The sequence below is a fragment of the Streptomyces sp. RG80 genome, assembly GCF_040446465.1.
Taxonomy (GTDB): Bacteria; Actinomycetota; Actinomycetes; order Streptomycetales; family Streptomycetaceae; genus Streptomyces.
In genome coordinates this window covers 13,691-39,009 of sequence record NZ_JBEAAJ010000018.1, presented here as the reverse complement: position 1 = coordinate 39,009, position 25,319 = coordinate 13,691, and the positions used below count along the sequence as shown (strand labels likewise).

Annotated in this window: 35 protein-coding genes; 33 read left to right on the top strand and 2 right to left on the bottom strand. The window is 70.6% G+C overall.

All coding sequences use genetic code 11. The features are described from left to right. Nucleotides 1-145 precede the first annotated feature (145 nt). The 32 genes from ABKA17_RS44125 (at nt 146) to ABKA17_RS43970 (ending at nt 22,474) form a co-directional block, all read left to right on the top strand. Complete coding sequence (locus tag ABKA17_RS44125) at nt 146-337, top strand: DUF5999 family protein (RefSeq protein ID WP_353698192.1); 192 nt, start codon at nt 146-148, stop codon at nt 335-337. A 72-nt stretch (nt 338-409) separates the two neighbouring features. After that, a complete protein-coding gene (locus ABKA17_RS44120) occupies nt 410-2,614 on the top strand; it encodes a coiled-coil domain-containing protein (RefSeq protein WP_353698079.1) in 2,205 nt (734 codons plus the stop codon). Nucleotides 2,615-2,738: 124 nt separating this feature from the next. After that, on the top strand, nt 2,739-3,236 hold the full coding sequence (locus ABKA17_RS44115; protein ID WP_353698078.1) for a hypothetical protein: 498 nt from the start codon (nt 2,739-2,741) through the stop codon (nt 3,234-3,236). Then, complete coding sequence (locus ABKA17_RS44110) at nt 3,233-3,469, top strand: hypothetical protein (RefSeq protein WP_353698077.1); 237 nt, start codon at nt 3,233-3,235, stop codon at nt 3,467-3,469. The genes ABKA17_RS44115 and ABKA17_RS44110 overlap by 4 nt, the downstream gene beginning before the upstream one ends. Before the next feature lie 364 nt (nt 3,470-3,833). Continuing rightward, nucleotides 3,834-5,774, top strand: coding sequence for an ATP/GTP-binding protein (locus tag ABKA17_RS44105; protein ID WP_353698076.1), 1,941 nt, complete (start codon nt 3,834-3,836; stop codon nt 5,772-5,774). Nucleotides 5,775-5,789: 15 nt separating this feature from the next. Next, a complete protein-coding gene (locus ABKA17_RS44100) occupies nt 5,790-6,179 on the top strand; it encodes a conjugal transfer protein TraB (RefSeq protein WP_353698075.1) in 390 nt (129 codons plus the stop codon). A gap of 81 nt (nt 6,180-6,260) precedes the next feature. After that, the gene (locus tag ABKA17_RS44095; RefSeq protein ID WP_353698074.1) at nt 6,261-8,363 is read left to right on the top strand and encodes a chromosome segregation protein ParM; all 2,103 of its coding nucleotides are present in this window, start codon (nt 6,261-6,263) and stop codon (nt 8,361-8,363) included. A gap of 80 nt (nt 8,364-8,443) precedes the next feature. After that, nucleotides 8,444-8,632 carry a hypothetical protein gene (locus ABKA17_RS44090; protein ID WP_353698073.1) on the top strand — a complete coding sequence of 63 codons (189 nt, stop codon included), beginning with the start codon at nt 8,444-8,446 and terminating at the stop codon, nt 8,630-8,632. A 69-nt stretch (nt 8,633-8,701) separates the two neighbouring features. Next, entirely contained in the window at nt 8,702-9,244 is a 543-nt protein-coding gene (locus ABKA17_RS44085; RefSeq protein WP_353698072.1) for a DUF6197 family protein, read from the top strand. Nucleotides 9,245-9,366: 122 nt separating this feature from the next. After that, nucleotides 9,367-10,161, top strand: a complete 795-nt coding sequence (locus ABKA17_RS44080; RefSeq protein WP_353698071.1) for a hypothetical protein — start codon at nt 9,367-9,369, stop codon at nt 10,159-10,161. A gap of 113 nt (nt 10,162-10,274) precedes the next feature. After that, the gene (locus tag ABKA17_RS44075; protein WP_353698070.1) at nt 10,275-10,475 is read left to right on the top strand and encodes a hypothetical protein; all 201 of its coding nucleotides are present in this window, start codon (nt 10,275-10,277) and stop codon (nt 10,473-10,475) included. A 5-nt stretch (nt 10,476-10,480) separates the two neighbouring features. Further along, the gene (locus ABKA17_RS44070) at nt 10,481-11,146 is read left to right on the top strand and encodes a DUF6919 domain-containing protein (RefSeq protein ID WP_353698069.1); all 666 of its coding nucleotides are present in this window, start codon (nt 10,481-10,483) and stop codon (nt 11,144-11,146) included. Between the two features lie 280 nt (nt 11,147-11,426). After that, nucleotides 11,427-11,906, top strand: coding sequence for an RRQRL motif-containing zinc-binding protein (locus ABKA17_RS44065; RefSeq protein ID WP_353698068.1), 480 nt, complete (start codon nt 11,427-11,429; stop codon nt 11,904-11,906). Between the two features lie 140 nt (nt 11,907-12,046). Next, nucleotides 12,047-12,538, top strand: a complete 492-nt coding sequence (locus tag ABKA17_RS44060; protein WP_353698067.1) for a hypothetical protein — start codon at nt 12,047-12,049, stop codon at nt 12,536-12,538. A 131-nt stretch (nt 12,539-12,669) separates the two neighbouring features. Then, nucleotides 12,670-13,134: a Pycsar system effector family protein gene (locus ABKA17_RS44055; RefSeq protein ID WP_353698066.1), complete on the top strand. Its 465-nt coding sequence runs from the start codon at nt 12,670-12,672 to the stop codon at nt 13,132-13,134. Next, nucleotides 13,131-13,472, top strand: a complete 342-nt coding sequence (locus ABKA17_RS44050) for a hypothetical protein (protein WP_353698065.1) — start codon at nt 13,131-13,133, stop codon at nt 13,470-13,472. The genes ABKA17_RS44055 and ABKA17_RS44050 overlap by 4 nt, the downstream gene beginning before the upstream one ends. Continuing rightward, nucleotides 13,469-14,425: an AAA family ATPase gene (locus ABKA17_RS44045; RefSeq protein ID WP_353698064.1), complete on the top strand. Its 957-nt coding sequence runs from the start codon at nt 13,469-13,471 to the stop codon at nt 14,423-14,425. Before ABKA17_RS44050 ends, ABKA17_RS44045 begins: the two co-directional genes overlap by 4 nt. 293 nt (nt 14,426-14,718) lie before the next feature. After that, nucleotides 14,719-15,393, top strand: coding sequence for a GGDEF domain-containing protein (locus ABKA17_RS44040; RefSeq protein WP_353698063.1), 675 nt, complete (start codon nt 14,719-14,721; stop codon nt 15,391-15,393). Continuing rightward, nucleotides 15,390-15,830: an ASCH domain-containing protein gene (locus tag ABKA17_RS44035; RefSeq protein ID WP_353698062.1), complete on the top strand. Its 441-nt coding sequence runs from the start codon at nt 15,390-15,392 to the stop codon at nt 15,828-15,830. The genes ABKA17_RS44040 and ABKA17_RS44035 overlap by 4 nt, the downstream gene beginning before the upstream one ends. Continuing rightward, nucleotides 15,827-15,949, top strand: a complete 123-nt coding sequence (locus ABKA17_RS44030) for a hypothetical protein (RefSeq protein WP_353698061.1) — start codon at nt 15,827-15,829, stop codon at nt 15,947-15,949. The genes ABKA17_RS44035 and ABKA17_RS44030 overlap by 4 nt, the downstream gene beginning before the upstream one ends. Nucleotides 15,950-15,973: 24 nt before the next feature. Further along, on the top strand, nt 15,974-16,120 hold the full coding sequence (locus tag ABKA17_RS44025; protein ID WP_353698060.1) for a hypothetical protein: 147 nt from the start codon (nt 15,974-15,976) through the stop codon (nt 16,118-16,120). A 21-nt stretch (nt 16,121-16,141) separates the two neighbouring features. Then, nucleotides 16,142-16,324, top strand: a complete 183-nt coding sequence (locus ABKA17_RS44020; RefSeq protein WP_353698059.1) for a hypothetical protein — start codon at nt 16,142-16,144, stop codon at nt 16,322-16,324. Then, nucleotides 16,321-17,193 (top strand): Lsr2 family DNA-binding protein, encoded by an 873-nt coding sequence (locus ABKA17_RS44015; protein ID WP_353698058.1) that lies wholly within the window; start codon nt 16,321-16,323, stop codon nt 17,191-17,193. The genes ABKA17_RS44020 and ABKA17_RS44015 overlap by 4 nt, the downstream gene beginning before the upstream one ends. Next, entirely contained in the window at nt 17,193-17,663 is a 471-nt protein-coding gene (locus ABKA17_RS44010; RefSeq protein WP_353698057.1) for a hypothetical protein, read from the top strand. The genes ABKA17_RS44015 and ABKA17_RS44010 overlap by 1 nt, the downstream gene beginning before the upstream one ends. Further along, nucleotides 17,663-17,839, top strand: coding sequence for a DUF8839 family protein (locus tag ABKA17_RS44005; protein ID WP_353698056.1), 177 nt, complete (start codon nt 17,663-17,665; stop codon nt 17,837-17,839). Before ABKA17_RS44010 ends, ABKA17_RS44005 begins: the two co-directional genes overlap by 1 nt. Nucleotides 17,840-17,918: 79 nt before the next feature. Then, the gene (locus ABKA17_RS44000) at nt 17,919-18,158 is read left to right on the top strand and encodes a hypothetical protein (RefSeq protein ID WP_353698055.1); all 240 of its coding nucleotides are present in this window, start codon (nt 17,919-17,921) and stop codon (nt 18,156-18,158) included. Nucleotides 18,159-18,268: 110 nt separating this feature from the next. Continuing rightward, a complete protein-coding gene (locus tag ABKA17_RS43995) occupies nt 18,269-18,985 on the top strand; it encodes a hypothetical protein (protein WP_353698054.1) in 717 nt (238 codons plus the stop codon). Between the two features lie 72 nt (nt 18,986-19,057). Then, a complete protein-coding gene (locus ABKA17_RS43990; protein WP_353698053.1) occupies nt 19,058-19,432 on the top strand; it encodes a hypothetical protein in 375 nt (124 codons plus the stop codon). After that, nucleotides 19,425-20,429, top strand: coding sequence for a DUF5131 family protein (locus tag ABKA17_RS43985; RefSeq protein WP_353698052.1), 1,005 nt, complete (start codon nt 19,425-19,427; stop codon nt 20,427-20,429). Before ABKA17_RS43990 ends, ABKA17_RS43985 begins: the two co-directional genes overlap by 8 nt. 461 nt (nt 20,430-20,890) lie before the next feature. Continuing rightward, nucleotides 20,891-21,322 carry a RapZ C-terminal domain-containing protein gene (locus tag ABKA17_RS43980; protein ID WP_353698051.1) on the top strand — a complete coding sequence of 144 codons (432 nt, stop codon included), beginning with the start codon at nt 20,891-20,893 and terminating at the stop codon, nt 21,320-21,322. Then, nucleotides 21,319-21,816 (top strand): nucleoside 2-deoxyribosyltransferase domain-containing protein, encoded by a 498-nt coding sequence (locus ABKA17_RS43975; RefSeq protein ID WP_353698050.1) that lies wholly within the window; start codon nt 21,319-21,321, stop codon nt 21,814-21,816. The genes ABKA17_RS43980 and ABKA17_RS43975 overlap by 4 nt, the downstream gene beginning before the upstream one ends. 10 nt (nt 21,817-21,826) lie before the next feature. Continuing rightward, nucleotides 21,827-22,474: a class I SAM-dependent methyltransferase gene (locus ABKA17_RS43970; RefSeq protein WP_353698049.1), complete on the top strand. Its 648-nt coding sequence runs from the start codon at nt 21,827-21,829 to the stop codon at nt 22,472-22,474. 57 nt (nt 22,475-22,531) lie between these two features. Here ABKA17_RS43970 and istB read toward each other — a convergent pair whose 3' ends face one another. Then, entirely contained in the window at nt 22,532-23,320 is a 789-nt protein-coding gene (gene istB, locus ABKA17_RS43965; protein ID WP_353698048.1) for an IS21-like element helper ATPase IstB, read from the bottom strand. Further along, nucleotides 23,317-24,948 (bottom strand): IS21 family transposase, encoded by a 1,632-nt coding sequence (istA, locus tag ABKA17_RS43960; RefSeq protein WP_353698047.1) that lies wholly within the window; start codon nt 24,946-24,948, stop codon nt 23,317-23,319. The genes istB and istA overlap by 4 nt, the downstream gene beginning before the upstream one ends. On the opposite strand from istA, the gene ABKA17_RS43955 reads away from it, so the two are divergent. Then, nucleotides 24,935-25,309 (top strand): hypothetical protein, encoded by a 375-nt coding sequence (locus ABKA17_RS43955; RefSeq protein WP_353698046.1) that lies wholly within the window; start codon nt 24,935-24,937, stop codon nt 25,307-25,309. The genes istA and ABKA17_RS43955 overlap by 14 nt on opposite strands. Nucleotides 25,310-25,319: the final 10 nt, after the last annotated feature.

Sequence of the window (25,319 nt, the reverse complement as noted above, 5' to 3'; positions counted from 1 at the left end):
CCGCCGAACCCTGGCGGCCGGGACGGGCGGTGACGGGGAGCCGGACAGCCCGGACCGACAGCACAGGGAGGCCCCGATGGGCACGACGATCACCCAGCTCAACACCGCGACGACCGCCACCGGTTCCACCCGGCTGCCGACCTCGCTGTGCACGCACAGGCCGACATGTCCGTCGGCTACCAGCTCGGACCGCGAGGCCGCGCACGTCGTGGCCGCTCACCCGGAGCAGGGCTGGAGCCTGCTGTGCAACGGCGTCCTGATTTTCGAGGACACCGGCGAGTTGCTCCCCGACGGCCAGGTCATCGCCCCGCACCGGCCGCTCACGGTCGTGGCCTGACGGCTGCCCCAGCGCGACTGACCGAATCACCCGTGAACCGCCGCTGGCGGTATCGACCTGGAAGGAGGCGGCGTGGCCGCCACTCGAAACCGGAACAAGAGGCACCCCGGCCGCAACGGGCCGGCCGCAACTCGTCCCACTCCGCAGCCCACCGCCTCCTCCACCCCCGACGCTCCCCAGGCCCCGGCCGGGACCACGGAGACAGAGGGGGACTTGGAGGCGCTGGCCCGTGTCGCGGACGCCCGGGACCGGGCCGCCGATGTCATCGGCACCGCGCGCGAGCAGGCCGCCGTCCTCCAGGCGGAAGCCGAGAGTGCGGCCGCGCGTACCGTCGCCGACACGCACCGGAAGGTCACCGTGCTGATGGCCGAGGCGCAGACCCGCGCCGCGGACATCACTGCCGACGCCGACCAGGAGGCCACCGCCCGGCGCGCGGCGGCGAAGAACGACCTGGAGGCGGCGCGCGGCGAGGCCGACCGGCTTCTGGCGGAAGCCCGCGACCGTGCCGAGAGGCTGGTGACGGAGGCCCGCGCGCAGGTCGCCGACCTGACCGAGCTGGTCACCAGCGACCGTGAGGCGACCGGCAAGGCGGTTGCCGAGCTGCGGCGTTTGGCGGAGGCCGATCTCACCGAGATTGCGGCGCTGGTCGACCAGCGCCGCATCGAGGCCGGCGGGATTCTCGCCCGCGCTCAGGAGCAGGCCGACGCCCTGGTGGCCGCGGCGCAGCGGGAGGTTGACCAGGCCCGCGAGCGGTTCGCGCAGCTCGCGGCGACGGCGGCTGAGCAGTATGACGGCCGCCGGGCGGAGGCGCAGGCGCTGTACGCGGACGCGGTCAAGGCCGCCGACGACCGGCGCCGCGAGGCCGACCAGCATGTTGCTGCCGCGCACACCGAGGCGGAGCAGGCCCGCACCGCGCTGCGCGAGAAGCTGCGTGAGCTCACCGACCAGTTCGACACGGAGGCCACCGCCAAGCGCAAGGCCCTTGCCGACGAGCTCGCCGGGCTCAAGGCGGCGTGCGACAAGCAGCGCGAGCGGCTGCGGGAGGAAGCCAAGACCGTCGCGGCGCAACTGCGGGACGCCGCCCACAAGGAGGCCGACCGCATCACCACGGAGGCGCAGCGTAAGGCGGCGGGGATCACCGGGCGGGCGCAGGCGGATGAGGCTCGCGCCCGCCGGCTGCTGGATGAGGCCCGCGAGGCGAAGAAGGCCAACTCCCGCTGGCACGGCTGGCAGCAGAACCTCAGCCGCAAGGCGTGGACCACGGCCCCGTGGATCGCGCTGGCCGCCGGCGTCGGCCTCGCCGCCAGCGGCGAGTACGAGCTGGCCCGCATGGTCGGCATCAACGAGTACGTTGCCCCGCTGCTGCCGGTCAGCATCGACGTCTACTGCGTCACCGCTTTCCGTGCCAAGCGGGACATCCCGGCGGCGCTCGCGCTGATGGCGTCGGCGAACGTCACCTACCACCTGGCGGAACAGGCGCACCTGGTGGAGGAAGGCAAGTCCGCGCCGTGGCAGCTGACGACGTTCGTCGTGCTGATCTTCGTGGCCGTCATCTGGCGCGTCCACGCGCTCATGCACGAGGACAGTACGGACGGGCACGGCAGTACGGCTGGTGCGGACGGCCGTACCGGTACGGACAGCCGAAACGGAACGACCGCCCGTACCGGTACGCACCGGCGTCCCGACGGTACGGACGGCACATCGCCCAGCCGTACAGGGGCTGCCAGCCGCGACCTGTACGCCGCTCACAGCTCGGTACGGCCAGACGGTACAGGCCCCGGACGGGACGGTACGGACCCGGTACGCCCCGCCGCCCACCCGCCGCACGACGACGGGACCGAAGCGGCGGTGACCAGGGCGTACGGCGACCGTACAGGCGGCGTACACACCACCCCTGACGGGGCGGCGCGTACAGGTACACCGGCTGCTGGCCGTACCGGTACGGCCAGCGCGGCCGTACAGGGGCGTACCGGCGCGGTCAGTGTCCGTACACAGCCCGGCGCCAACGGCGTACCGGGTGCCCGTACAGGTACGGCCACCGTGTCCCCTCCCGCAACCGGAACGAACGGTGCGGCGGGTGCAGACCGTTCCGGTACGCCTGTACGGACGGACGCGGAACTCCTGCCGCTCGTACGGAACCTGCCGCGCGACGAGGACGGCTTCGTCACCCTCTACCAGGCCCGCACCAAGCTCGGCGTCAACCAGAACCGGGCGGTGCGGCTGCTGAAGGAGGCCGGCCTGCTGCGCCCCGAGGACGCGGACAAGCACCTGAAGTGATCCGCCGTCCGGCACACGCCAGTGAGGGCCAGCCCGCAGCAATCGGGCTGGCCCTCCGCTGCGGCTGCCGGAAGCAGTCAACAGCCCCCCGAGTACAGCAGATCCGACCCCCACGGAGGACCCCGTGAGCACCGAAAACGACGGCAAGCCCTTCTTCGACGACCCGAACGCGGCGCTGCGTGAGATCGCGCAGAACCCCGCCGCCTACGCGCACTACCTCGCGGACTTCCACCGGGTCGTGCTGGACATGCAGGCCAAGCTGGAGATCCTCCAGCGCGAGACCCGTGTGCACTGCCGCGGGACCCGCGTGGAGGGCGACAGGATGGGCCAGGCTTTCCTTCGCTCTTATCCGGTGGAAAAGTCCCTGAACGACGTTCTAAAGAACCTCAAGAACGCCACTGCGGGACTGGAAAAGAGCGCCAATAGGCGCCACGCCCACGACGAAAAGGTGAAGGAGGTCAAGAAAACCCGAAAGGAAAAGGAGCAGCTCAAGGCGCGTAAGAACCACCAGCCGCTCCAGGCTGCCCCGGAAAACCCGGGCCAGCAGAGTGCACCGAGCCCGAATATGGGTTATGGTGGCCCCACGTCGATTTACAGCCTGGATCGCAGGGATTCGGCGTGAGTGCAGGTCGCCCGCTCACGAGAGTAGAGCGGAAGAAGCTCAACCGTGCAGAACATGAGCGGAAAATCAAACAAGATTTGATTGCGCAGCACGGCAGCGACCTCGGCACTTTCTACTACTGGCTCCGGATTATGAATATCCGGGGCACGCAGGCTTATCGCGACGGAGACACGAAGTTCATCCGTGAGGTCGCGCTCGCCCTGCAGAACGTCTACAGCCGCCACTCCGGCTAGCTTCCTCGCGTCCCGTCACGAAGGGCCGTCTCCGATCCCGGGGACGGCCCTTCGGCGATCCCATCGCGTGCCGCGCGTGCCGCGTGCCGCGCGTGGCGTGCACGCGCGTACGCGAGGCCGATGCCGGCTGTCAAGCCAAGGAGGAGGGAGTCGCGTGTCCGAAGACACCGACAGCAACGTCGTTCACCTCCCCACTCGGGACAGTGATTCCGGCGTTATGCCGGACGCTCCCGACGGTGGGGATTTGTTTTTCTCCGAACCGCCTGACGGCGGTGCCGGTGCCCCTGTCCCTCCGGAGACAACAAGGGAACTCCCGCCTATTCGCGGGCCCATTTCTCCGGAAGCAGCTTTACGGGAAACGGGAATGCCCAACACTCCGGATTCCAGCGACGAAGAACCCGAGGAAGGCGAATACGAATACGAACAGTCTCGTTCTCTTGCCGATCGTCTCGGTGACTGGCTGGAATACCGGCTCGAGGTGGCGCGGGACCGACATGCCGGGGAAGCGCCCTTCCGTGAGGCGGAAATAGCACGCAAGGCCGCGCTTTTGGCAGCCCGCACCGCCCAGGAAACCGCGCTGATGGAGCAGAACGCGAAGCTCCATGAGGCGCAGATGAAAGCGAAGGCCGACAAGGCGGCGGCGCGCGGCAAGGCCGACGCGGCGCGGTCCTCCGGCTCCGGCATGGGCGCCGACAAGGGCGGCCGCTCGAAGGCCGGCGGCGGGGGCGGCCGGGGCTCGGGAACGAACGGGTCCGGCAGCTCCGGGCGAGGCTCCGGGGGCGCCAACTCCCCCAAGGGCACCGGGAAGGGCTCTGATCGCTCCGCTGGCGGCCGTGGAGGCAGTCCGAGAGGCAAGGAGCCGCCCAGCGGCCCCAAAGGCCGCCAGAACGGCGCTGGAGGCTCCGGGGCGAGCAAGCCCGGTGCCGGCAAGGGGGTTTCGAAGGGCGACGGCGACAAGCCCAAGGGCGACGGCGGCAAGCCGAAGGGCGACGGCGGCAAGCCGAAGGGCGACGGCGGCAAGTCGAAGGATGCGCCGGCCACCAGCCCCCGGGCCGAACGGGCCCGCGGCCGCCAGGATCGCGCCACCGCCCGCCAGAACGCCCGACAACAGCGGCGCGCTGCCGACCAGGCCGCCAATATTGCCGACCGCAGCAAGGACCGCGACCAGGACCGCGCCGCCGTCCAGGCGGCGCGCGAGGAACGACGCAAGGCAAAAGCCGAGCGGAAGGCCGCGGGAAGGGCGAAGCGGGAGGCAGCCGAGAAAGCCAAGGCCGAGGAGAAGGCCAAGGCAGCGGAGAAAGCCAAGGCAGCGGAGAAGGCCAAGGCCGCGAAGGACGGCACCGGCGACAAGGACTCCGAGGCCACGACCAAAAGGATCCCCAAAGACGGCCCCGAGACGTCCTCAGACGGCACGAAGGACGACTCCGAAACCAAGAAGCCGGACGACGGCAAGAAGAGCGGCGAGAAGCCGTCCGACAGCTCCGGGGACAAGGCCGCCAAGGACGACACCGGGACCGACGACGCCAAGAGCCCGCCGGACACAGACGACAGCGACGACAAGCGCTCCTACAAAGAGAGATTCAGGGACTTCTTCGCCAAGCCCGACAAGGGCGCCACCCCGCCCGAGGCGGAGGAGCCTTCACGTCTTCGGCCCGAGGACCTGAACTCCACGGTGGACCGCCCTGACCGCCCTGACGGCCCGACCCGCTCCCCGAAGTCCGAAGAGGCCGAGGAGGTCATCCCGGACGCGGTCATCGTCGACGACCCATCCGATCCCTTCGGGGCCACCGTCTCCAGCCCGGCGAGCCTGCCCCGCGCCCCTGAACCACACACCCAGCGCCCCGGCACCAGCCGACCCACTGCACAGGAGGACCCCGTGGCATCGGAGGTCAGCAAGCCCGCGTCAGGCCAGGCCGGTATGGCGGCCAAGCACCGGACCGACATCACCTTCGACGAGTACCTGATGGAGATCGTGAACATTGCGATCGCCGCCGCGCTCGACAAGGACCGCGCCCAGGAACTGGCCATCGCGCTCGGCAAGGTCGCCAGCGCGCTGCGGGACATGGCGGCGGACCTGATCAACGACCACAACATCGAGGCTGATCTCGTCAACCAGGTCATCGGACTGGCCGACGCGGCGTCCCGTATGAAGCAGCTCGCCGAACGGTGCGCCTCCGAGTGTGAGATCGCTTCCGAGGCCGCCCGGATTGCTGCCATGTCCGTCGGCCGGGTCTACGGCGAGGACATCCAGGCCATGGACGACGCGGGCCTGGCTCAGGCCTCCGCTGCCGCCCACCACGACTAGGAAGGAGGCCCGCCGATGAGCGACCTCGCCCAGACCGACGACGCCAACCACTTCAAGGCCGTCCAGCAGAAGCTGAAGAAGCTCAACAGGGCCATGGACCTGGCCAGCAACGAGCTCGAGCTGCTGCTGCGCGGCATGCGCACGAACGCCCAACGTGCGGAGCGCCTGGCCGTCGACATCGCCAACGCCGAACTCGACCGCAAGTTCATCGAGATGACCAGCCAGGTGTCCGTCGCCCTGGGCGGCGCCGCCGTCGAAGTGAAGAAGCTCCACGAGACGGCCCAGGAAGTCTCCGGCCTCGCCAACGATGCGCGGCGTACGCACGCCCGGCTGTACGAGGGCCTGGACACCATCCGCTCCGGCCGCAGGGAGCGCACCCCCAGGCCGGGGTTCTTCGTCCACTGACCCCAGCTCACCGAAACCCCTGATGGGCGGCCCCGCCACCGACGGCGGGCCGCCCATCGCATCTTCCGAAGGAGAAGCCCCGTGTCCGTGCCGCGCAGCGCCGCCCTGGAGCGCGCCTTCTACACCGTGACCGCGCCGGTCCTCGCCGCGGCACCGAACTTCTTCGCCGACAGCCCCGTCAACTCGGTCGTGCAGCTGGCGGGCGCGGCCGGTGTCGGCGGCTGGGTTCTTGCCTACCGGGGCGATGAGTCCGGCGCGGGACGCAAGATCCTGCGCTGGTCGCCGCTGGTGCTCGCGGCCGCCGTCGACGTCGCCGCGAAGAACACGATCGGCTGGGGCCCCTACTGCCTGGACGGGCTGCTCGCGGCCGGGTGGGCGGCGGCCGGCCTGCTGGTGATGCCGTTTTCCCGGCACACCCGCCGGGGTCACCGGCCCGCGCTCGCCGCCCCAACCCCGGCCCCGCAGCTGCAGCCCGGGGTGTCCCCGGCGCAGCCGGACGACGGCGCCGACGCCTTCACCCGCCAGGTCCGCTGGCTGTGGGAGACCCGCGGCCTGCCCGGGCGCACCATCGTCGTCACGGCCACCCCGCACGCGGGGATGCCCAACGACTTGTCGCTGCTGCTGCGCGCCTCCGAGGCCGGGCGGCCGATCTTCGGGCTCACGGAGGAGGCCGTCGCGGCCGCGTTCGGTGTCGATGTCAGCGACGTGCGGATCGAAGACGTGGCCCGGCAGTACGGCCGTGAGGGCGGTCCCGGCTGGAAGGAAGTCCACGTCACTCCCGATGCGAACGAGCGCCGCCTGAAGGCCCCGACCACCCGCGAGTGGTGGGCCGACCGGATCGGCGCCACTGGGGGGCCCGTTCCCGGCTCCGAGTTCGTGAAGAAGGTCCGCGACCACGAGCGGAAGGTCACCCACTACATCGCCCAGGTCTCCGACGAGATGGGCGAGCCGCGCGTCAATCAGCACAGCCTGGCGGCCGCGCTGAAGACCAAGTACGACGAGGGCCGGCTGTTCGTCACGGTCGACGGCAACCAGGTCCTGGTCTCCCTGTGGGACAGCAGCCCGCTCGCGCAGATCTTCCCCGCGACCAAGGAGCTGCTGACCCCGGACGAGGACGGGCGTTGGGTGACCGGTTTCCTCGGCAACGGCCAGCCCGCCCGCAACCGGGTCTACACCGACCGGGGCGCCGCCCACGGTCTGTTCGTCGCCCCCTCGGGTGGCGGCAAGACTCAGCTGATGGGCCTGCATGTCGCGGCAGACGCTCTGTTCGGGGCTGTGGTCATGCTGGCCACTGAGGCGCCGGATGAGAAGACAGCCGCGCTGGGCAAGCACACGTCCCGCTACGGCGTCGGCGCCCTCTACATGATCCGGCTCCTGCGGGTCCTGGTCGCGCTGATGGAGATCCGCGGCGAGATGCCGTGGGAGGACGGCCAGGTCCACGAGTGGGACCCGACCCGGCCAGGCTGCCCCTACCGGATGCTGTCCGCGTACCTCGATGAGTTCCTGTCCGCCGCCCGCAACGGCGACTACGGCGCGGAAATCATGGACCTCGCGGAGCTCGTGTCCGTCAAGGGCCGCAAGTACGGCGTCGGCCTGAAGGTGGCCGGCCAGTCCATCTACGTCCAGGACGGCTTCACGCAGCTGCTGTGCGAGAACCTGCGCGAGAACTGCATCCCCGTCATTTTGAAAGTGGCGCCGAAGAAGGTCGGCGACATGTTCAAGGCCCTCGGCATCCCGTCTGAGCACACCCCCGACCCGCTCCCCCGCTCCTTCTCCCCCGCGGAGAAGGGCCGGATCGAGCGGGTGATGGCCGGCGAGCCCGAGCCGCCCTCCAACTCCAACACCGGCGGCGCCGGATGGATCATCGAGGGCAAGCAGCCCGACGTCCTGCGCACGCTGTTCATGGACTTCAAGGCCGGCATCGACGGCTACTTCCCCGACGCCGTCGAGCACTTGACCGACCACGAGATCCGCGAGCTCGAAGCGCGCGACTTGTGGTTCGACTGGACCGAGCCGCCCCGGCCCGGCGAGTTCGGTCCCGTGCCCGATGACGAGGACGGCGACGACGACGAGCCCAAGGGCGGCGGCAAGCGCCGCGGCGGTGGGAAGCCTGCCGCGCGACGCGACGCGGTCACCTCGCCCCGCCAGGCCCTGGAGGCCATCAGGAACCTCTCCAGAGTCTGACCCACCCCGCACCGCTCCACCCGAGCAGGGCCCGGCCGCTTCGGCCGGGCCCTGCTCTCACCTGGAAGGACACGCCGCTCGTGGCCGTATCGATCTCCGCAGTCGTCCTGTTCGGCATCGTCGTCTTCGTCCTCATCCGGGGCGGCTGGGTGCGCATCCTGCCCGCCCTGGCCTGCGCCGGATTCGGCTTCTTCCTCGCCTCCTCCGGCGCCGCACCGCTCATCACCGACGCGATCGGCACCGTCACTGCCCTGATCTCCAGCATCTGACACCGCACCGGCCGCCGACGGCGAAGGCGCCACCCCCGCCCCGCGCCTTCACGCCTCCAGGGAGCCCCGATGCCTCAGACCCACCCCGCCACAGACCAGACCGCCCCGGCCACCGCACCGCCCGCGCCGGCAGCGGCACTGTCCCTCGAGGAACGCCTGGCGTTCGTCAACGCGGCGATGACCATGAAGCTGGACGAAGCGAAGGTCGCCTACGAGGTCAACACCGCGCACATCGACACCGAACCCGTGGACCTGGCCGACGTCGTCACCGTCCCGCTGACCCCAACGCTCCAGCCGCCACCGCAGTCCTACCCGACCCCGGTCGCGGCCCTGCTGGAACGCGCGCACCACCGGCTACTCACCGGCGGCTGGTGCAAAGACGTCCTGGTCGACGAGGACGGCGCCCGCTGCATGCTCGGAGCCATCAGAGCCGAGGCCCGCGGCAACCAAAGCCTGGAAGCCGACGCGGCCTCCGTGCTCCTGGACGCGATCCGCAGGAAGTTCGGCGACGTCGACTCCGTGCCGTCCTTCAACGACGCCTGGGCAGGCGGCCGCACCCCCCTGCGCATGGTCGACCTGGCCGCCGGCCTCGCCGACACCCGCGGCCTCTGACCCGCTGGTTCTCCGGACCACCTGCCTCGCACCCGAACCCCTCGCGGTCGGGTGCGGGCCAGGCCGTCCGGCCTGCACACCACCACCCACCCGCCACAGCTGCCCGAGTGAGGGAGACACCCATGCAGTCCGACGACAAGCCCGCCAACAGCCAGCCCAGCCCGAACGGCCCGGGCATCCTCGACCTGCTCGACCAGACGCCCGAGCCGCCGGTAACCGACCCGGAAAGGGACCCCGGCACCAAGCGCTTCGCCCGGCTGCGCGAGGCGTGGAAGGCCTCCTGGGAGCAGGGCGGGTTCCTGTATGAGCGGTGCGAAGAGGTGTTCAAGGCCCGGAACGCCGGCTGGCACGAGACGGCCATCTGGATCAAGGCAGCGCTCAGCCTGACCGCAGTGTGCGCGTTCATCCTCCTGCTGGACGCCGCCGGCGACGTCCTCTCCGCCGTGGCCCACCAGATCGAGGCCGCCACCCCCGAGAGCCAGCTGGCGTCGGAGACCTCCCACGGCTTCTGGGCAGTGATCGACACCCCGGTCCGCACATACATCGCCCAGCACAGTGCCGGTCTCGCCGTCAGCGGATCCGCCGTCTACGCCTTCTGGCAGGCGGTGGGCCTGTTCGGCCTGGTCGGCGGCTTCTTCCACAGCACCGGCGCCCGCATCACCTACACCCTGTGGGGCGCAGCCAGCATCGGCATGGTGTGGTCCGCCTCCCCCGCCGACGGCCGCACCACCGCCACCGGCATCGCCGTCCTCGCCTGGACTATCGCCTCCGTCGTCGCCCTGCGCGGCCTGAGCCTGCGACCGGTCATCCACACCACCTTCCAGCCCCGCATCGACATCCACCCCGAGATCAACGTCCGTCCGGTGCCGCCCCAGGCCGCACCCGGCGAGCACGACGTCTGCCCCTGCCAGGACTGACCTTCCGGTCGCTCCGCCGCCGCCCACCCCCGACGCGGCGGCGAGGACCGGACAGGCCGACCGGCCCGCGCAGCCCCGCCCCCACTCCCCCTTCGATGACGAGGAGTTCCGCCATGGCCCAGCACACCCCGAAGCCGATCGAGGGCTGGTTCATCCCCAACCCGCCCCCGTCCAAGCCGAAGCTCCCGCTCCTGGCACGTATAGCCGTCGGTGCCGGCGTCGGGCTCGCCGTCGTCCTCGGCTCCCAGGCCCATACCGGCGACCAGCCCGCCGCCCCCTCCCCGAACCCGTCGGCCACCACCGCAGGGCGGTGACAGCCATGGACCTCAAAGCCCCGTGGATGAGCCGCTGCGACCGGCGCCGCTGGCGGTCCGCCCGGACCATCAGCGACCTCGGTGAGCTGATGGCCCTCTGGCTGGAGGGACAGATCGCTTCCCGCCCCGGCTACCAACCGCGCTACGGCCCCGAGGACGAGACCACGCACCTGGTGCCGACCCTCGCCGCCCTGTGCCGAGCCGGATACGTCACCACCTGTTCGCAGCCCGGACTCGCCGACACCGGCGCGGACGGCCTGTGGTGGGAACAACGCGCCGCAGTCGAGCTGCTGGTCACCGACCCCATGCGGTTCCACCGCCTGGTCGACGCCGCGCACGCCGCCGACCTGGCCGTCCGGATCAACGACTACCGCCCCGGTGGCGGTGTCCATCAGGAGCCCGTCATCGTCACCACTCGCGACGACGAGGCCATGACCGCGTTCGGCGGACGAATCAGCCGCGCGGACATGGCCATGCAGTGGCGTGGACTGGACCGCGACCTCTACCGCGAGGTCAGCACCGGCATCTACGTCTCGGTCATCGCCCCCGAGTACGGGACCTCGGGCGAGCGGCTGTGGGGTGTGCTCGGCTTCCTCACCGGCCAACGCCACAACGAACCGGCCGCCCCGTGCGCGAGCAGCACCCAGCCCATCGACCCCACCTGCAGCTGATCTCCCCCAAGCGCTCCGGGCATTCCGTCAGGTCCTCACCCACCCGCTCCGGTGTGGTGGGCGAGGACCGGCCAGGCCGTCCGGCCGCCAGCACCACCCCACGCCCCGCCGACGCACCACGCGTCGGCGGGGCGCGCTGCTTGCTGTCCACCGACCCGCTGGAGGAACCGCCCGTGCTCATCCCTCGCCCGCGCCGCCGGATCGGCCGCCCCAGACCGCAGCGTCCCGGCCCCCGCTACCCGAAGCGTCCCGTCCGGCTCCCTGGCGCCTGGAGGCCGTGATGGACAGCACCGCCGAAGACACCGTCGCCCCAGTCGATGTCGATCTCTACGACGACGGCAGCTTCCCGGAGTACGGCTTTCGACAAGCCCCGGGTGCTGCCGCGGTGTTCGCTGCGTTACGCGGGACCGGGCCCGTACCCGAGAGGGGACTCGTGACCCGCCGCCAGCTACGCGCGCTGGGCTTGAGTCCCGGCGGCCAGAAGCCCCTGGCGGGACTCACCTGGCGCAACGGGCTGCGAAAGGCATGGTTCTACCGCATCGAACTGGCGGTCCCGAAGCGGGTTCCGACGCTGGCTCAGGAAAGGGCGCTGGACCGGGCGATGGCTGCGCGGCAGACCTGCCCGAAGTGCCGGCGGCGGTACTACGCGTGCCTGCCTCTGCGTACCCAGGGCTGCTGTGAACCGTGCGACAAGGGCTACGAGCCCAGCCCCGACACCGTCATGATCCCTGCCCCGGACACCCACCGGCTTGCCGCCTGATCCGGCAGTGCCCCGATCCCTGGCCTGACGAACCCCCGTTCTGACGGATCCCTGTGCCGCCCCGGCCAGCTGACAAGTGCTGGCCGGGGCGGTGCGGAGGACCGGACAGCCCGGTCGCTCCGAAACCGAAGGAGCCGTACATGACCGAGATCCTCACCCCGCCCACCCCTGCCGCTGGCGCGGACTCACCGCTCGCCCTGCTCTTCGACATCGCCCTGGAGATCGGCGTGGAGGGCGAGGACGAACAGCGCGACAACGCGGTGACGGCCGCCCTGGACCACGTCTGGACCCTCTACCCCGACACCCTCGGCAAGGCCCTGGACGACGACGACTGGTCCGGCCGGCCCGCCACGCCGGGGAACGACCTGGAGCCGTGCGCCGTCGCCTACCTGGACGGCGGACTGTGGCTGCACCACACCACCGGCGGCGACCAGGAGCAGAACGTCCTCACCCTCATCGCGCCCTGCACCTGCGGAACCGGCTACATCGACACCGTCCTGGACGGCGAGCGGGACTTACTGCAGGTCCTCACCGAACTGCACGCCACCGGCGGCCGCTTCCCGCACGACGACAACGGGCCCGACTGCGACAGCCAGCGCCGTCTGCCCGCCTTGGGTGACGCCCGGCCGTGACCGCACGAAGGGGCGGCTGGCGCGCTCGTACCGCGCCAGCCGCCTCAACTCCCCAGCACTCTCTGCGAGATCAGGGGGATCACCAGCATGCACCGCCCCGCCCTTCGCGTTCTGCAAGGAGAACCCTGCTCATGACGACCGCCATGGCCCCCGCCTCCGCGATCGACAAGAACCTGGACACCGCCTGCGCCTCCGTCGCCAGCGAGATCGGACGCACGGACGGCAAGTCGTCCTTGCTGCTCGCCTTCAACGGCGCCGTCCTCGCCGGCCTCGCGTCCGTCGCCGACAAGGACCTGCCGCCGGTGACGAAGGTCTGCGGCGCGCTCGCCGTCCTCGCCCTGGGCACTGCCGCCGTGCTGCTGCTCCTGGTCGTCAGGCCCCGCTTAGGCGGCGACGACAAGGCTTCCTTCCCCTACTGGGCGCGCCTGAACGAAGACGAGATCCGTGCCTGCATGGACGGCGACACCCGAGCCGCCCGCATCAGGGTCCTGTCCAACCTCGCCGTGCGGAAGTTCACGCACCTGCGGCGCGCGGTCGACCTGTCGCTCGCCGCCCTGATCCTGCTCGCCCTGGCCGCCGCCGGTGTCGCGCTGTGACTCGCACCCGCCTGGACCGCGTCCGCGCATCGGCCGGGATCGCCCAGCTCGCCCTCCAGCAGATCGAGGACGACCTGAAAGCCGACGACGTCGACGCCCGCGAGCTCGCCGCGATCCTGCGCGAGCTCCAGGAGGACACCGACGTGCCCGGTGGCCTCTTCCCCGCCCTCGCGCAGCTGGTCAGCGCCGCCGCACGCAGGGCGGAGCAGCTCGAGCCGGACCGTGACGGTGACGCCTCCGGCTACCTGCACGAGGCCGCCGCTCTGATCACCGACCACGCGGGGCAGCGCCTGACCTGGGCTGCCCGCTCCCTCCACCCGCAAGGAGACGACACATGACCTCGGTGCTGTATCCGGACCTGCCCGAGCATGGGCTCATCGTGCTGATCGGCGCATCGGGTGCGGGCAAGTCGACGCTCGCCCGCACCTGGCCGGCCACCCAGATCCTCTCCCTCGACGAGCTGCGCGGTGTCGTCAGCGACGAGCCCGGCCTCCAGGACGCGACCGGCGACGCCGCCGACGTCCTCCAGCTGATCCTGGAGCGCCGGATGGCCCGGAAGCTCACCACGCTGATCGACGCCACCAATTGCGAGCAGCACGTCCGGGTGGAGCTGGTGATGGCGGCCAAGCGGCACGGCATGCCGGCCGTCGCGGTCATCGTCCCTACGCCGCTGTCGGTCTGCCTTCAGCGGCAGCACTCGCGCCCGGACAGCCGGCGTGTGCCCGAGGATGTCGTCCGTGCCCAGCACCAGGCGATGACGTACTCGCACCAGCAACTGGCCGCCGAGGGTTTCAACACCATCGTCTTCGCCAACACCCTGTACCGCCTGGAGCCGCTGCTGAAGCGGCTGTCCGAGCGCCGTGAGGCCGACCTCGGGCGGGACGGCGGCACCGGACTGGGGGACCTTCTCCTGGTCCGCCGGTTCTTCGGCCCGGAGATCCTGCCGCTGTGGACATGGCGGCCCGGCTCGGACCTGGTGACCAGCCCGGACCGCGTCGCGGAGATCTGCCTCGGTCAGCAGTACCTCACCCTCGCCTACCGCCCGGATGCCGACGGCGAGGGCGACTTCGGCTTCGACGTCCTGCTGCCGTGCCCCGTCGACCCGGAGTGCGCCGGACAGGCGTGGGCGCCGGTCTACTCGGTCACCGACCTGCACAAGGCACTGACCGGCGCCATGGGCAGCGATCCGGATCTCGTCTGCACCGTCCACGGCGACGGCACCGACGACGAGGACGACGACCCCGAGGGCCGCGCGGACCTCCAGGCGCAGTTCGCGGACGCGGTCACTTGAGCCGCGCCGCCGACGGACCGCACCCCCACCCTGCGGTACGCCATCGAAACAACCCGCCGACCCTCGCGAGTTGAGCGCCTTCTGTGCCGCCCCGCCCCGTCACCTATCGGGGACGGGGCGGTCGCAGTGGCCCCTCAAACACGAGAAGCACGAGAGGCCGTGCAGCTGGATCCGCGCCGACGACGGCGACTTCGAGCTGTGATCGACCCCGGGACAGGCGCTCAAGGCGTCCAAACCAGTTCGCCTGCCCCGGGCCTACCCAACCCGTACGAGACGAGAGGGAGATCCCAAGTATGGACTCCGTCCTGCGCGTTCAGGCCCGAATCGGGCAGCGCACCCTCTTACTGACCACCGCCGCCCTGCCGTTGGCCGGCTGGGCGGTCCACGCGGTCGCGCTGCACAAGCAGCTCGCCGCCACCCGCCGCGACCCGCTGACCGGCCTGCTGCGCCGCGACTCCTACACCGCCCGCGCCCGTCGGCTCCTGGCCCGCCACGACGACGTGGCCGTGGTCCTCATCGACCAGGACCACTTCAAGGCCGTCAACGACGGCCTCGGGCACCCGGCTGGAGACACCGTCCTGGCCGCGACCGCGGCTCGGCTCGCCGCCTGGGCGGGCCCGTGCGCGTCCGTCGGCCGCTTGGGAGGCGATGAGTTCGCCGCCGTTCTCGAGGTGCCCGCAGCGCGCCTGGAGCAGCGGCTCGCACAGCTGGTCCGCATGCTGCACACCCCGGTCGTCCTGGACGACGGGCGCACCGTCGACGTCGCCGCGTCGGTCGGTGCCGCGACCCCGGCCTCGGTCGGTTCGCGCGACCTGTCCGCCTTGCAGAGGGCCGCCGACGCCGCCCTGTACGACGCCAAGCACACCGGCCGCGCAGTTGTCGCCGCCGCCGTGCACACCACGGTGCCGTCCTTCAACGGCCGCCGCGCCGGACGCCCGGGAACGGCCCGGTGGGGGCGAGCCGCATGAGCATCGCGCCTCTCCCGGACGGCGACTGGATCCGCGGCATCAGCATCAGGCAGCCGTACGCGGCCTGCATCCTCGCCGGTGCCAAGACGGTGGAGAACCGGCCCACACGGTGGCGGACCGGCTGGGTACTGCTGCACACAAGCAAGACCGTCGACCAGCCCGCCCTGCGCATCCCGCTGATCGGCCGCACGATCCGCGGCCGCCACCTGGTCACCGGCGCCGTGCTCGGCATCGCCCGGATCACCGACTGCCACCAGGACCCCGAAGACGCGCAGCCGTGCTCCGAGTGGGCGCATCCGGGCGCCTGGCACCTGGTTCTTGCCGACGTCCAGGCGCTCCCCCTGCCCGTCCCCGCACGCGGGCAGGTCATCCCCTGGAAGCCGACGCAGGACCTGGTGGACCGCGTCTTCCAGCAACTGCCCGACTTCCGGCCGTGACTGGCACGGGACGCAAGAACGGGAAGCCGCCGTTCGAGCCGGACCTGATCCCGGCCCCCGGCGAGCTGCTCGTCTGGCGCGACAACCAGCACTTCGATCGCTGGCAGGACCTCCCCTGAACGCTGTGCGGCCGGCCCACGCCCGTGCGCTCCCACTCCGGGGAGCCCGCGCGCAAGGTCTGCGCCGAGGGCTGGATCACCGCGCATCCCGCAGAGGCCCGCCGCTGGCGGTTCGCCTCCGACCTCACGCCGAAACCCAAGACCAAGAAGGGCGACGGCGACCACGCCTGACCTCCCCCTGGAGGACCTTCCATGAGCAGGACCCCACACACCGACGTCGACCACGCCCTCGCCGCCCTCGCCTACCCCGAGCCGCCCGCCCACCCGAACTGGCGGCGACCCGGGACGGCGAAGCCCCGGCCCCTCACCACCGCCCAACAGCAGCACAACCGCGAGGTGTTGGCGCTCGCGCTGCGGAAGCCGAGGGCGGCATGACCACCGACCTCGCCTGGCAGCAGGCCCTCGCCGCCGATGCCCGCCCGCTCCGGCCAACCCCCTTGGAAGAGCTCGCCGCCGCAGCCCGCGTCACCGCACGCCACGCCAGCGACAAGCACGACCTGGCGGAGCTCCTCGACGCGATCGGCGCGCCCACCGACCCCGACACCCTCACCGCGCTCCTGCCTCACCTTCCCGACACCGCCTCCGGAGACCACATGACCACCCAGGCCCCCACCGCCAACGCCTATGCGGCGGCCGCCGTCGTCGGCCACAGCCCCGACCAGGCCCGCGACACCCTCGGGCTGTCCGACACCGAACTCGCCGAAGCGGTGAAGCACTCCGAACTGCCCGTCCCCACCGACACCCCCGATCCGGACACGGATGCCAGCACTTCGGAGGCTGTCCCGGCGTCAGCGTCCGACGGCACGGTGGACACCGACGGGATCGAGGCTCTGCTCTCCTGGGCAGAGAGCCACCCCGCCGCCAGCATCCGTAACCGGGCCACCCGCGTCCGCAGCGACCTCGCCGAGCTGACCGAGCGCCGCGCCACCGACGCCGCCCAACGGGCGGCAGAGGAACGCGTCGCCAAAGCCAAGGCCGAACTGGAGGCCGCGCAGGCGCAGCTGCGCGCGGTGAAGGCCGGCGGTCCCACCGCGGCGGCGGCAGGGGACGCCGAGCCCTTGACGTCCGCGTCGCCCCCGGCTGCGACGTTGACCGGCAAACGCAGCAAGGAAGAGCTGGCCGCGATCCGTGAATGGGCGCGCGCCAACGGCCACCAGGTCGCTGGCACGGGCACCCCGGCCCGGAAGGTCCTGGACGCCTACGACGCCGCCCACCGCACCACCAACCTGGCGGAGGCCAGCTGATGGACACCAAGCACCTCACCATCGACGGCTTCCTCGACACCGTCCCCACACCAGGCGACGCGCCGTACACCGCCCGGTTCCAGCTGATCGTCTCCCCCACCGACGACGTCGTGGACGACGTGACCTGGTCCTGCACCACCAGCAACCCCGGGATCGTGCACGCGCTGCTCACCGAGATCCAGCCCGGCGACCTGCTGCACGTCACCGGCATCCTCACCCAGCCCGACCGCGCGACGGAGGCTGCCCGGCTCACCGTTGATTCCCTGGAGGTTCTGGGCACCGCACCTGTGCGGGCCCTGCAGGAGATGGTCCTCGACCGGTACGGCGACTACGCCGTGGTGTTCGACCCCGACCGCGAGGAGGTGCCCGTCTTCACCACGCTCGGGCAGTGGGTCGGCCTCGCGGACACTCCCGACGCCATCGCCACCCTGATCGAGATCCACGAGCGCGTGAACGGCGGTGATACGTGATGGCCACGACCACTGCACAGTCCCGCACCGTCCTGGAACGGTTCCCCGCCGGAGCCCCCCGCGGCTCCTGGCCGGCCGAAGAGTACGCCGCCGCCCAGCGCGAGCAAGGCCACGACGCCCGCGTCGTGATGGCCCTCGACAGCGACCAGTTCCTCGTGGTTACCGACACCCCGTAACCACCTCACCCACCCTTGAGCGCCGTGTTCCGCCTCACCGGCGGGACGCGGCGCTCCCCTGCGTCCCATCAGGAGAGTCATGGCCAGGATCACGATCTACGTGGAGCCCCGGCACGCCGACAACACCACCTGCGACCACACGGTGAAGCCGTCCGGGAAGCCCCGCGACCTCAAGTCCGGGTGCCCCGGTCGCACGCAGTTCGCCGTCGTCTGCTCCGAGCACGGCGACGTCGGCACGCCCCACCACGTCAAGCAGCTTGCCGAGCCCGCGGTCACCGAGCACCGCCAGGAGCACCGCGCCGCTCTCGCCACGCGCTGACCCCGTGCCCGGCCCGGCCGGGATGACCTCATGCCCGCGGGGGCGACCGCCGACACAGAGACGCCGGCCGCCCCCGCCGGCACCAACTGCACGAAGGAGCAGTCCTTTTCATGACCGGTACCACGCACCTTGCTCGCCTGCGCACCCGGATGCTCGCCGCCGCGTACAGCAACGCCGACTTCTGGACTCAACGCACAGCCTTCCTCACCGACCAGGCCGTGGCCGCACTTGCCCGCCGCGACCCCACCGCAGCCGAAGCCCTCGCCGCGTCGCTGATGCACCCAGACCCCCTCCACGACACCCAGGTCCTGGGCGCGGCCGTTGAAGCCGGCATCGACACCAGCACCTGGGAGGAGCGCCGCGAGAAGATCCGGACCTACGCCCGTGACGCCTACGAGCTGTCCTCGAAGTCCGACCCGGAAACCGAGGCCACACGGATCTGGGCGTCGCTCTACGACAACTACCCGCAGATCGCGGAAGCCCTTGCCGTCTTCCTCCGCGAGATGCCGGCCACCTGGCGCGAGGACCTGTTTACCACCGGCCCGCACTCCCCCGCCGCCCGCCGGACGGCCTCGGAGCTCCCCGGACCGGAGACCGCCCCGTACGACCCGCTGGATTGGGAGGACTGCCCGGCCTGCGCCGAAGCACAGGACCAGTGCCGCTACCACCGCGGCGTCTTCGCCGGCATGGAGTACCAGCGCGACCTCATCACCACGGCTCTGACCGATCACGCGGCCATCGACCAACTCCAGCGGCGCCACGCCGAACTCGAGGCGAAGGCTGCCCAGTCGGCGGCCGCCGACGCGAGCACGCCCACCACCCAGTGAAGCCCCGGGGCGGCCGCGGGCCCCCGAGTCCGGCCGCCCCGTCGCTCGCCATTCACTTATGGAAGGACCGCTGTGCCCCACCAGCCCGTCACCACCACCGCCTCCCGCCCGCCGATCGTCGCGTTGTGCGGGTCGACCCGGCACTGGGACGCACTCGCCGAGGCCAACCTCTACGAGACCGCCGCCGGCCGCATCGTCCTCGCCCCCGGCTGCAACATGAAGGAACCGCACCCGCTGTGGGAGGACCCGGACCGGGCCGACCGGCTCAAGCAGCAACTGGACGAACTGCACCGCCGAAAGATCGACCTGGCCGACGAGGTCCTCATCGTCAACCCCGGCGACTACATAGGCGACAGCACCCGCAGCGAGATCGACTACGCCAGGAGCCTCGGCAAGCCCCTCCGCTACACCCACCCTGCAGGAGCAGACGAGGACGCCCGTGGCTGACAACACCACCATCGAGTGGACCGACAGCACCTGGAACCCGGTCACCGGCTGCACCAAGGTCAGCCCCGGCTGCGACAACTGCTACGCCGAAACCTTCGCCGAACGGTGGCGCGGGACCAACGGCCACCACTTCGAGAACGGCTTCGACATCACCCTCCGGCCGGAGCGCCTGCGACTGCCGATGACCTGGCGCACGCCGCGCCGCGTCTTCCTCGACAGCATGTCCGACCTGTTCCACACGGACATCCCCGACGCCTACATCGCCCAGGCGTTCGCCGTCATGGCGCTCACCCCGCAGCACACGTACCAGATCCTCACCAAGAGGCACGGGCGTATGAAGGCGCTGCTGTCGAGCCCGTCTTTCTGGCACCTGGTCGCTGATCAGGGCAGGGAGCACTTCACCGGCTGCCAGGAGGACTGGCTGGCCGTCGGCGCGATGCTGGGCGGGAAGCCACTTCCCAACATGTGGCTGGGCGTCTCGGTCGAAGACCAGAAGTGGGCGGACCTCCGCATCCCCGCCCTCCTGGAGACCCCGGCCGCCGTGCGCTTCCTGTCCTGCGAGCCGCTGCTGGGCCCTGTCGACCTCAAACGGGCTGTCATCCCCATGGGCAGCGAGCGCGGCCACGGCCTGACCGCCTCCTACGTCCATGCCGACGGCTGCTGCCAGCGCCGCTTCCACGGCATCGACTGGGTCATCGCCGGCGGCGAGTCCGGACCCAAGGCCCGGCCGATGCACCCCCAGTGGCTGCGCGAATTGCGCGACCAATGCCGGTGGGCGGATGTGTCCTTCTTCCTGAAGCAGTGGGGGGAGCACGCACCCGAGGACCACGGGCACGACCGCGGCCGCCTCATCCTCCTCGACACTCAGGGCCGTTGCTGGGATCAGGAGGAAGCCCTCGCCCCGCACGACACAGTCCGTATGCGGCGTGTCGGCAAGAAGAGCGCTGGCAGGATCCTGGATGGCCAGACCCACGGAGCCATCCCAACACCCACGTGAATGACACAGCCGAAGGCCCATACCCCAGCGGACGGGCGCTTCCTAGGGATCGTCGCAACACGTGATCGTGTTGATCAGGCCGCGAGCAGTTTATGCAGGCGCTCGGCTGGGGTTCCCCAGCCGAGCGTTTTGCGTGGGCGGCCGTTGAGTTCAGCGGCGTCTACGGCGACACGGGCCACGTCCGGTCAGCACTCTTACGGACCGCCCACCCTCCACCCGGCCTGTCCCATCACAGAGCCGGAACCACCTGCCCCCGGGGCGGCCGTCGACTCCGAGTCCGGCCGCCCCGGCGCCCCACCGACCAAAACGGATCGACCAGCCGTGAGATCGCCTATGCGCAAAGCCTCGGCAAGTCCATCCATCACGTACAGGAGCACGACCCCGGAGCGCCGCGCCCGGCCTTCCCGGCCAGGCGCGGCGCCCTGTCGTTCCCTCACCACCGAGCAGAAGGGCACCCCTTCGTGCCGATCCGCCTGATCTCCTTCGGCTACTTGCACCTGCCCACCGGCCCGGACGGCTCCCCCGTCCCGCCTACCGCCGACCGCATCGAGGACGTCCGTGACCGGCTCCGCGACCCCGCCGCCGCCCGCGACATCCTCGACCTGGACGGCCTCAATCCCCGCGTCCAGGACGTCGTCCTGAACACCCCTGGCGCCCGCGAACTCATCGCCAACCTCGCCGACTACGCCGATCTGCCTGCCGGTCCCCGCCGCATCGCGATCGGTTGTGCAGGAGGTCGGCACCGGGCCAGCGGCCTCACCGAAATCCTTGCCCGCACACTCCGCGGCCGGGGCCGCGAGGTCGAAGTCGAGCACCTCCACGTCCATCTGCCGCGCGTGCTCAAGACCCCGGCCAGCCACGCTGCGGCAGGGCTGGGCGGGGGTGCGCGGTGACGGAAGCCATCACGGTTGTCAGCACGGGCGAGCCCGTCCCGGACTCCGGTCCGAGGGTGTTCCTCGCCGGACCCACCCCGCACGCCAGCACTGGTGTCGCGTCCTGGCGTCCCGCCGCCATCGAGCACTTGGCAGCCGGCTGGACCGGTCAGCGGCCGCTGACCGTACTCACCCCCGAAACCGCAGACGGCACACGAGCCGCCTACTCCGAGGACCACGCCAACTGGAAGACACGGGCCCGCGCCGCCGCCGACGCGATCCTGTACTGGATCCCCCGCGACGTGTTCACCCTCCCCGGCCTCACCACGAACGTGGACTTCGGTGGCTGTGACGTTGTTCAGCGGCCCCGCCAGGACGCCTTCCAGCGGCCCCATTTAGTGAAGATCCCGTGTCGTCTCAACGTCTTCAAGTGGTCCCGGGGATTGGCTTGTTCTGGGACCACTCGTGAACCGCTTCGGCTGAGGAGTAGGCCGAAGGCCGGAGAGAACGGCTAGGGTCGAGGTCATGACAATCGATGACGAAGCCCTTGTGGCGGAGCAGATTGCCTACTACCGGGCCCGCGCGTCCGAGTACGACCGGGTCTATTCCGAGCGTGAGGACCTGCGGGAGTTGCTGGCTGCGGTCGACGGCCTTCCGATCACCGGAGATGTACTGGAGTTGGCCTGCGGAACGGGTCAGTGGACTCGGGTGTTGGCCGCGCGGGCGCGCTCACTGACCGCTGTCGATGCCTCGCCCGAGGTGCTGGGGATCGCCCAGGAGCGGGCCGGGTTCCCCAACGTCCGGTTCGCCCAGGCCGATGTGTTCAGGTGGCAGCCGCCGCGCCGCTTCGACGCTGTGTTCTTCGCCTTCTTCCTCTCCCACGTCCCGTTGTCCCGGCTGAGGGCCTTCTGGGACACCGTTGCTGCCGCACTCGCCCCCGACGGCAAAGCGGTCTTTATTGACGAAGGGCCCGCCGAGGCCGCGTGGGAAGAGGTGGCCGCGAAGCTGCGCCGGCTCGACGACGGCCGCGAGTACCGCATCGAGAAAATCTTCCATGACCCGGGAACACTCACCGGCGAACTCGCCGCGCTGGGCTGGTCGGCAGATGTCCGGCTCCGGGGAAACTTCATCGTCGGCGTCGCACAACCGCCGCCCGCGCCCGCCGCGTCCTGAAGTGGTCCCGGAGCTTGGCTTGCACCAGGACCACTCGGGGCTCCACGTCGCGGTGGTCTACTTTCCCGTGCCGTTCTGCTTGGCTTTGGAGCGAGCCAGGCGGTAGGACTCGGTGCCGGTCTCGATGAGGGTGGCGTTGAAGGTGAGCCGGTCCACGATCGCCGCGCAAAGCCGTGGATCGGTGAAGGTCCTGCTCCAGCCCGTGAAAGCCTCGTTGGAGGCGATCGCAATGCTGCTCTTCTCCTCACGTTCAGTGAGAACCTGGAAGAGCATTTCCGCGCCGCGGCGGTCCAGTTCGAGATAGCCGAGCTCATCGATTTCGAGAAGGTCGACGCGTCCGTAGCGGGCGATGGTCTTGCCCAGCTGCTTGTCGTCTGCCGCCTCGACCAGCTCGTTCACCAAGGCTGCGGCAGTGGTGTAGCGGACTCGGTAACCGGCCATGGCGGCTGCGGTGCCCAGCCCGATCAGCAGGTGCGACTTGCCGGTGCCCGAGTCCCCGATCAGACACAATGGGTAACCCTTGGCGATCCACTCGCAGGTGGCGAGATTGTGGATGACCGCCGGATCGACATGAGGATTGACCCGGTAGTCGAACTCCCGCAGCGACTTCTCACGGGGGAAGTGAGCCGCCCGGATGCGCCGTTCGGCCCGGCGCCGGTCCCGGTCCTCACACTCGGCCATCAGCAGCTCGGCGAGAAAACCCGCGTAGGAGAGCCCTTCGCGTTCGGCCCGGGCGATCGTATCGGCGGCCTGGGCACGCATGGTGGGCAGCCGCAGCAGGCGGCAGGCGGTGTCGATCGCCGCGTCGGATGCCTGTGCGGTCAGCGCGTGATGGGCGGTGGTCATGATGAGTCCTTCCGGCGAAGCTGCAACAGCTCGTCCCACTGCTCCAGGCGGGGCAGGGGACGCTGATCGGCGGGCAAAGCACGGGCGAGGCGACGCGGAGTCAGAGGCGTGACCTGGGCCTGGTCCAGATCCAACGGCTGCGGGGCGGGGCTGCTGGCGGTGACGGTGGGTGCCCGCCCGGCCGTCTGGGCCGCCTTGCGGGCCTCCAGCGCGATGACGTCCTCGTTGAAGGTGCCCGCCGCAAGGGCCCCGCGGATCCCGACAACCACGTCGGCGTGCTGCTGATGGCGGTGCAGCAACAGCACCTTGACCAGGGCTTTCGTTCCTTCGATGTCGCCGAGGGCCTTCTTGGCCGCGGCCCAGAACGCTTCGTGGACGGCGGTGAAGGTGCCCTCGGCGCGGGCCTGGTGGAGGGCCTCGGAACGTTCCAGTGCTCCCGGCTTGGTCAGCAGGGCTTCCAAGTAGTGGTCCAGCACGAGGTGTTCGGCACCCCGGCCGGTCAGCCGCCGGTGGCGGGCGATCTCCCGCCGGCCGTCATAGACGGTCAGGTCGTCGCAGGTGAGCGTGACGGTGACCTTGCGGTCGATGAAGCGGACGGGGACCGAGTACCGGCACATCTTCACGGTGATCATGCCGTAGCGGTCGACGCGGGGCGTCAGGGTGATCCCGGTGGCGAACGGATCGTCCGGCAGCGGCAGCAGGTGACCGGCCTCGCGGGCGTAGTCCTGCGCGATGGTCCGCATCCTGGCCCCGATCCGTCGCTGATCCTCCTTAGCCTCGAACTCGGCTAACCGGGCGTTGAGTTCATCCAGACTGTTCACCTGGGGCACCGGGGTGAGGTAGTTGCGGCGGAAGTAGCCGACCTGGCCTTCGACGCCGCCCTTCTCGTGGGCGCCGCGCAGGCCCGGCTCGCAGTAGAACGGGGTAAATCCGTAGTACTCGTGGAAGTTGGTCCAGCGCGGGTTCTCCTCCCGCGAGCGGCTGCGGAAGACCACCTTCTTCACGGCCGGGGTGAGGTTGTCGTAGCGGACCTGACCGGCCGGCACCCCGTTCAGCGTGGTCAGCGCGTGCACGTGGCCTTCGAAGAACGCCTGCTGACCGCACGACCGGGAGATGCGGTGCACGGCCTTGCCCGAGTAGGCCAGGCGGAAGGCGAACAGGTAGCAGCGGGTGCGCTGGCCGGCCAGGTCCACGTAGACGTCGCCGACGTCGAAATCGGCGTCCGCACCGAGCGCGTTGTGCCGGGTCACGAACGCCTCGACCGGAGCCCCTGCCTGGGCTGCGATCTCCTTGCGCCGGGCCGCGACGAAGTCCCGGACCGTCGGATACGGGATTGCCTCGCCGAACTCCTCCTCGATCCGCGCAACGATCCGCCGCACGGTGTGACGTTGTTTGCGCGGAGCCTCCAGATCAGCCCGCAGCCAGGCATCGACCGTCTTCTTGTACGGCTGCATCCGAGGTGAGGTCCGCACCGGCCGACGGCGCGGGGTGGGCACCGGCGAGGACAGTGCCTCGCGGACCAGTCGGCGGTGAACGCCGTACTTCTTCGACAGAGCCCGGATCGACAGCTGCCGCTGCCAGCTGTCCCGCCGGATCCGGTCGAACAGCTCTTGCTTGGACAAAGACATCCACAGCACCGCCCCTGCCGGAGACCACGGGAACCGTCTCACCGCAAGAGCCGAGGTGGGGCCACTTCGCCCCGTCACCACCCCTCAATGCACCCGCGCGACCCATCAACTGGGGCCGCTGCAAGGCGTCCTGGCGGGGCCGCTGAACAACGTCACAGCCAACTTCGGCCTGGATGTCGGCACGGGCAAGGCCGTACTGGGATGCCCGGCTGACTGCGGCAACCCCCAAAGCAACCGCTACCTGATCCACATCGCGCGCAGCCACGGCGTCCCGGTCCGCGACACGCTCGCCGACACCGTGACCGCCACCCTGCGCATCGTCGCCGCGGCTGCCTCGCCTGCCAGCCGGAGCATCACCTGAAGGAAGGCCC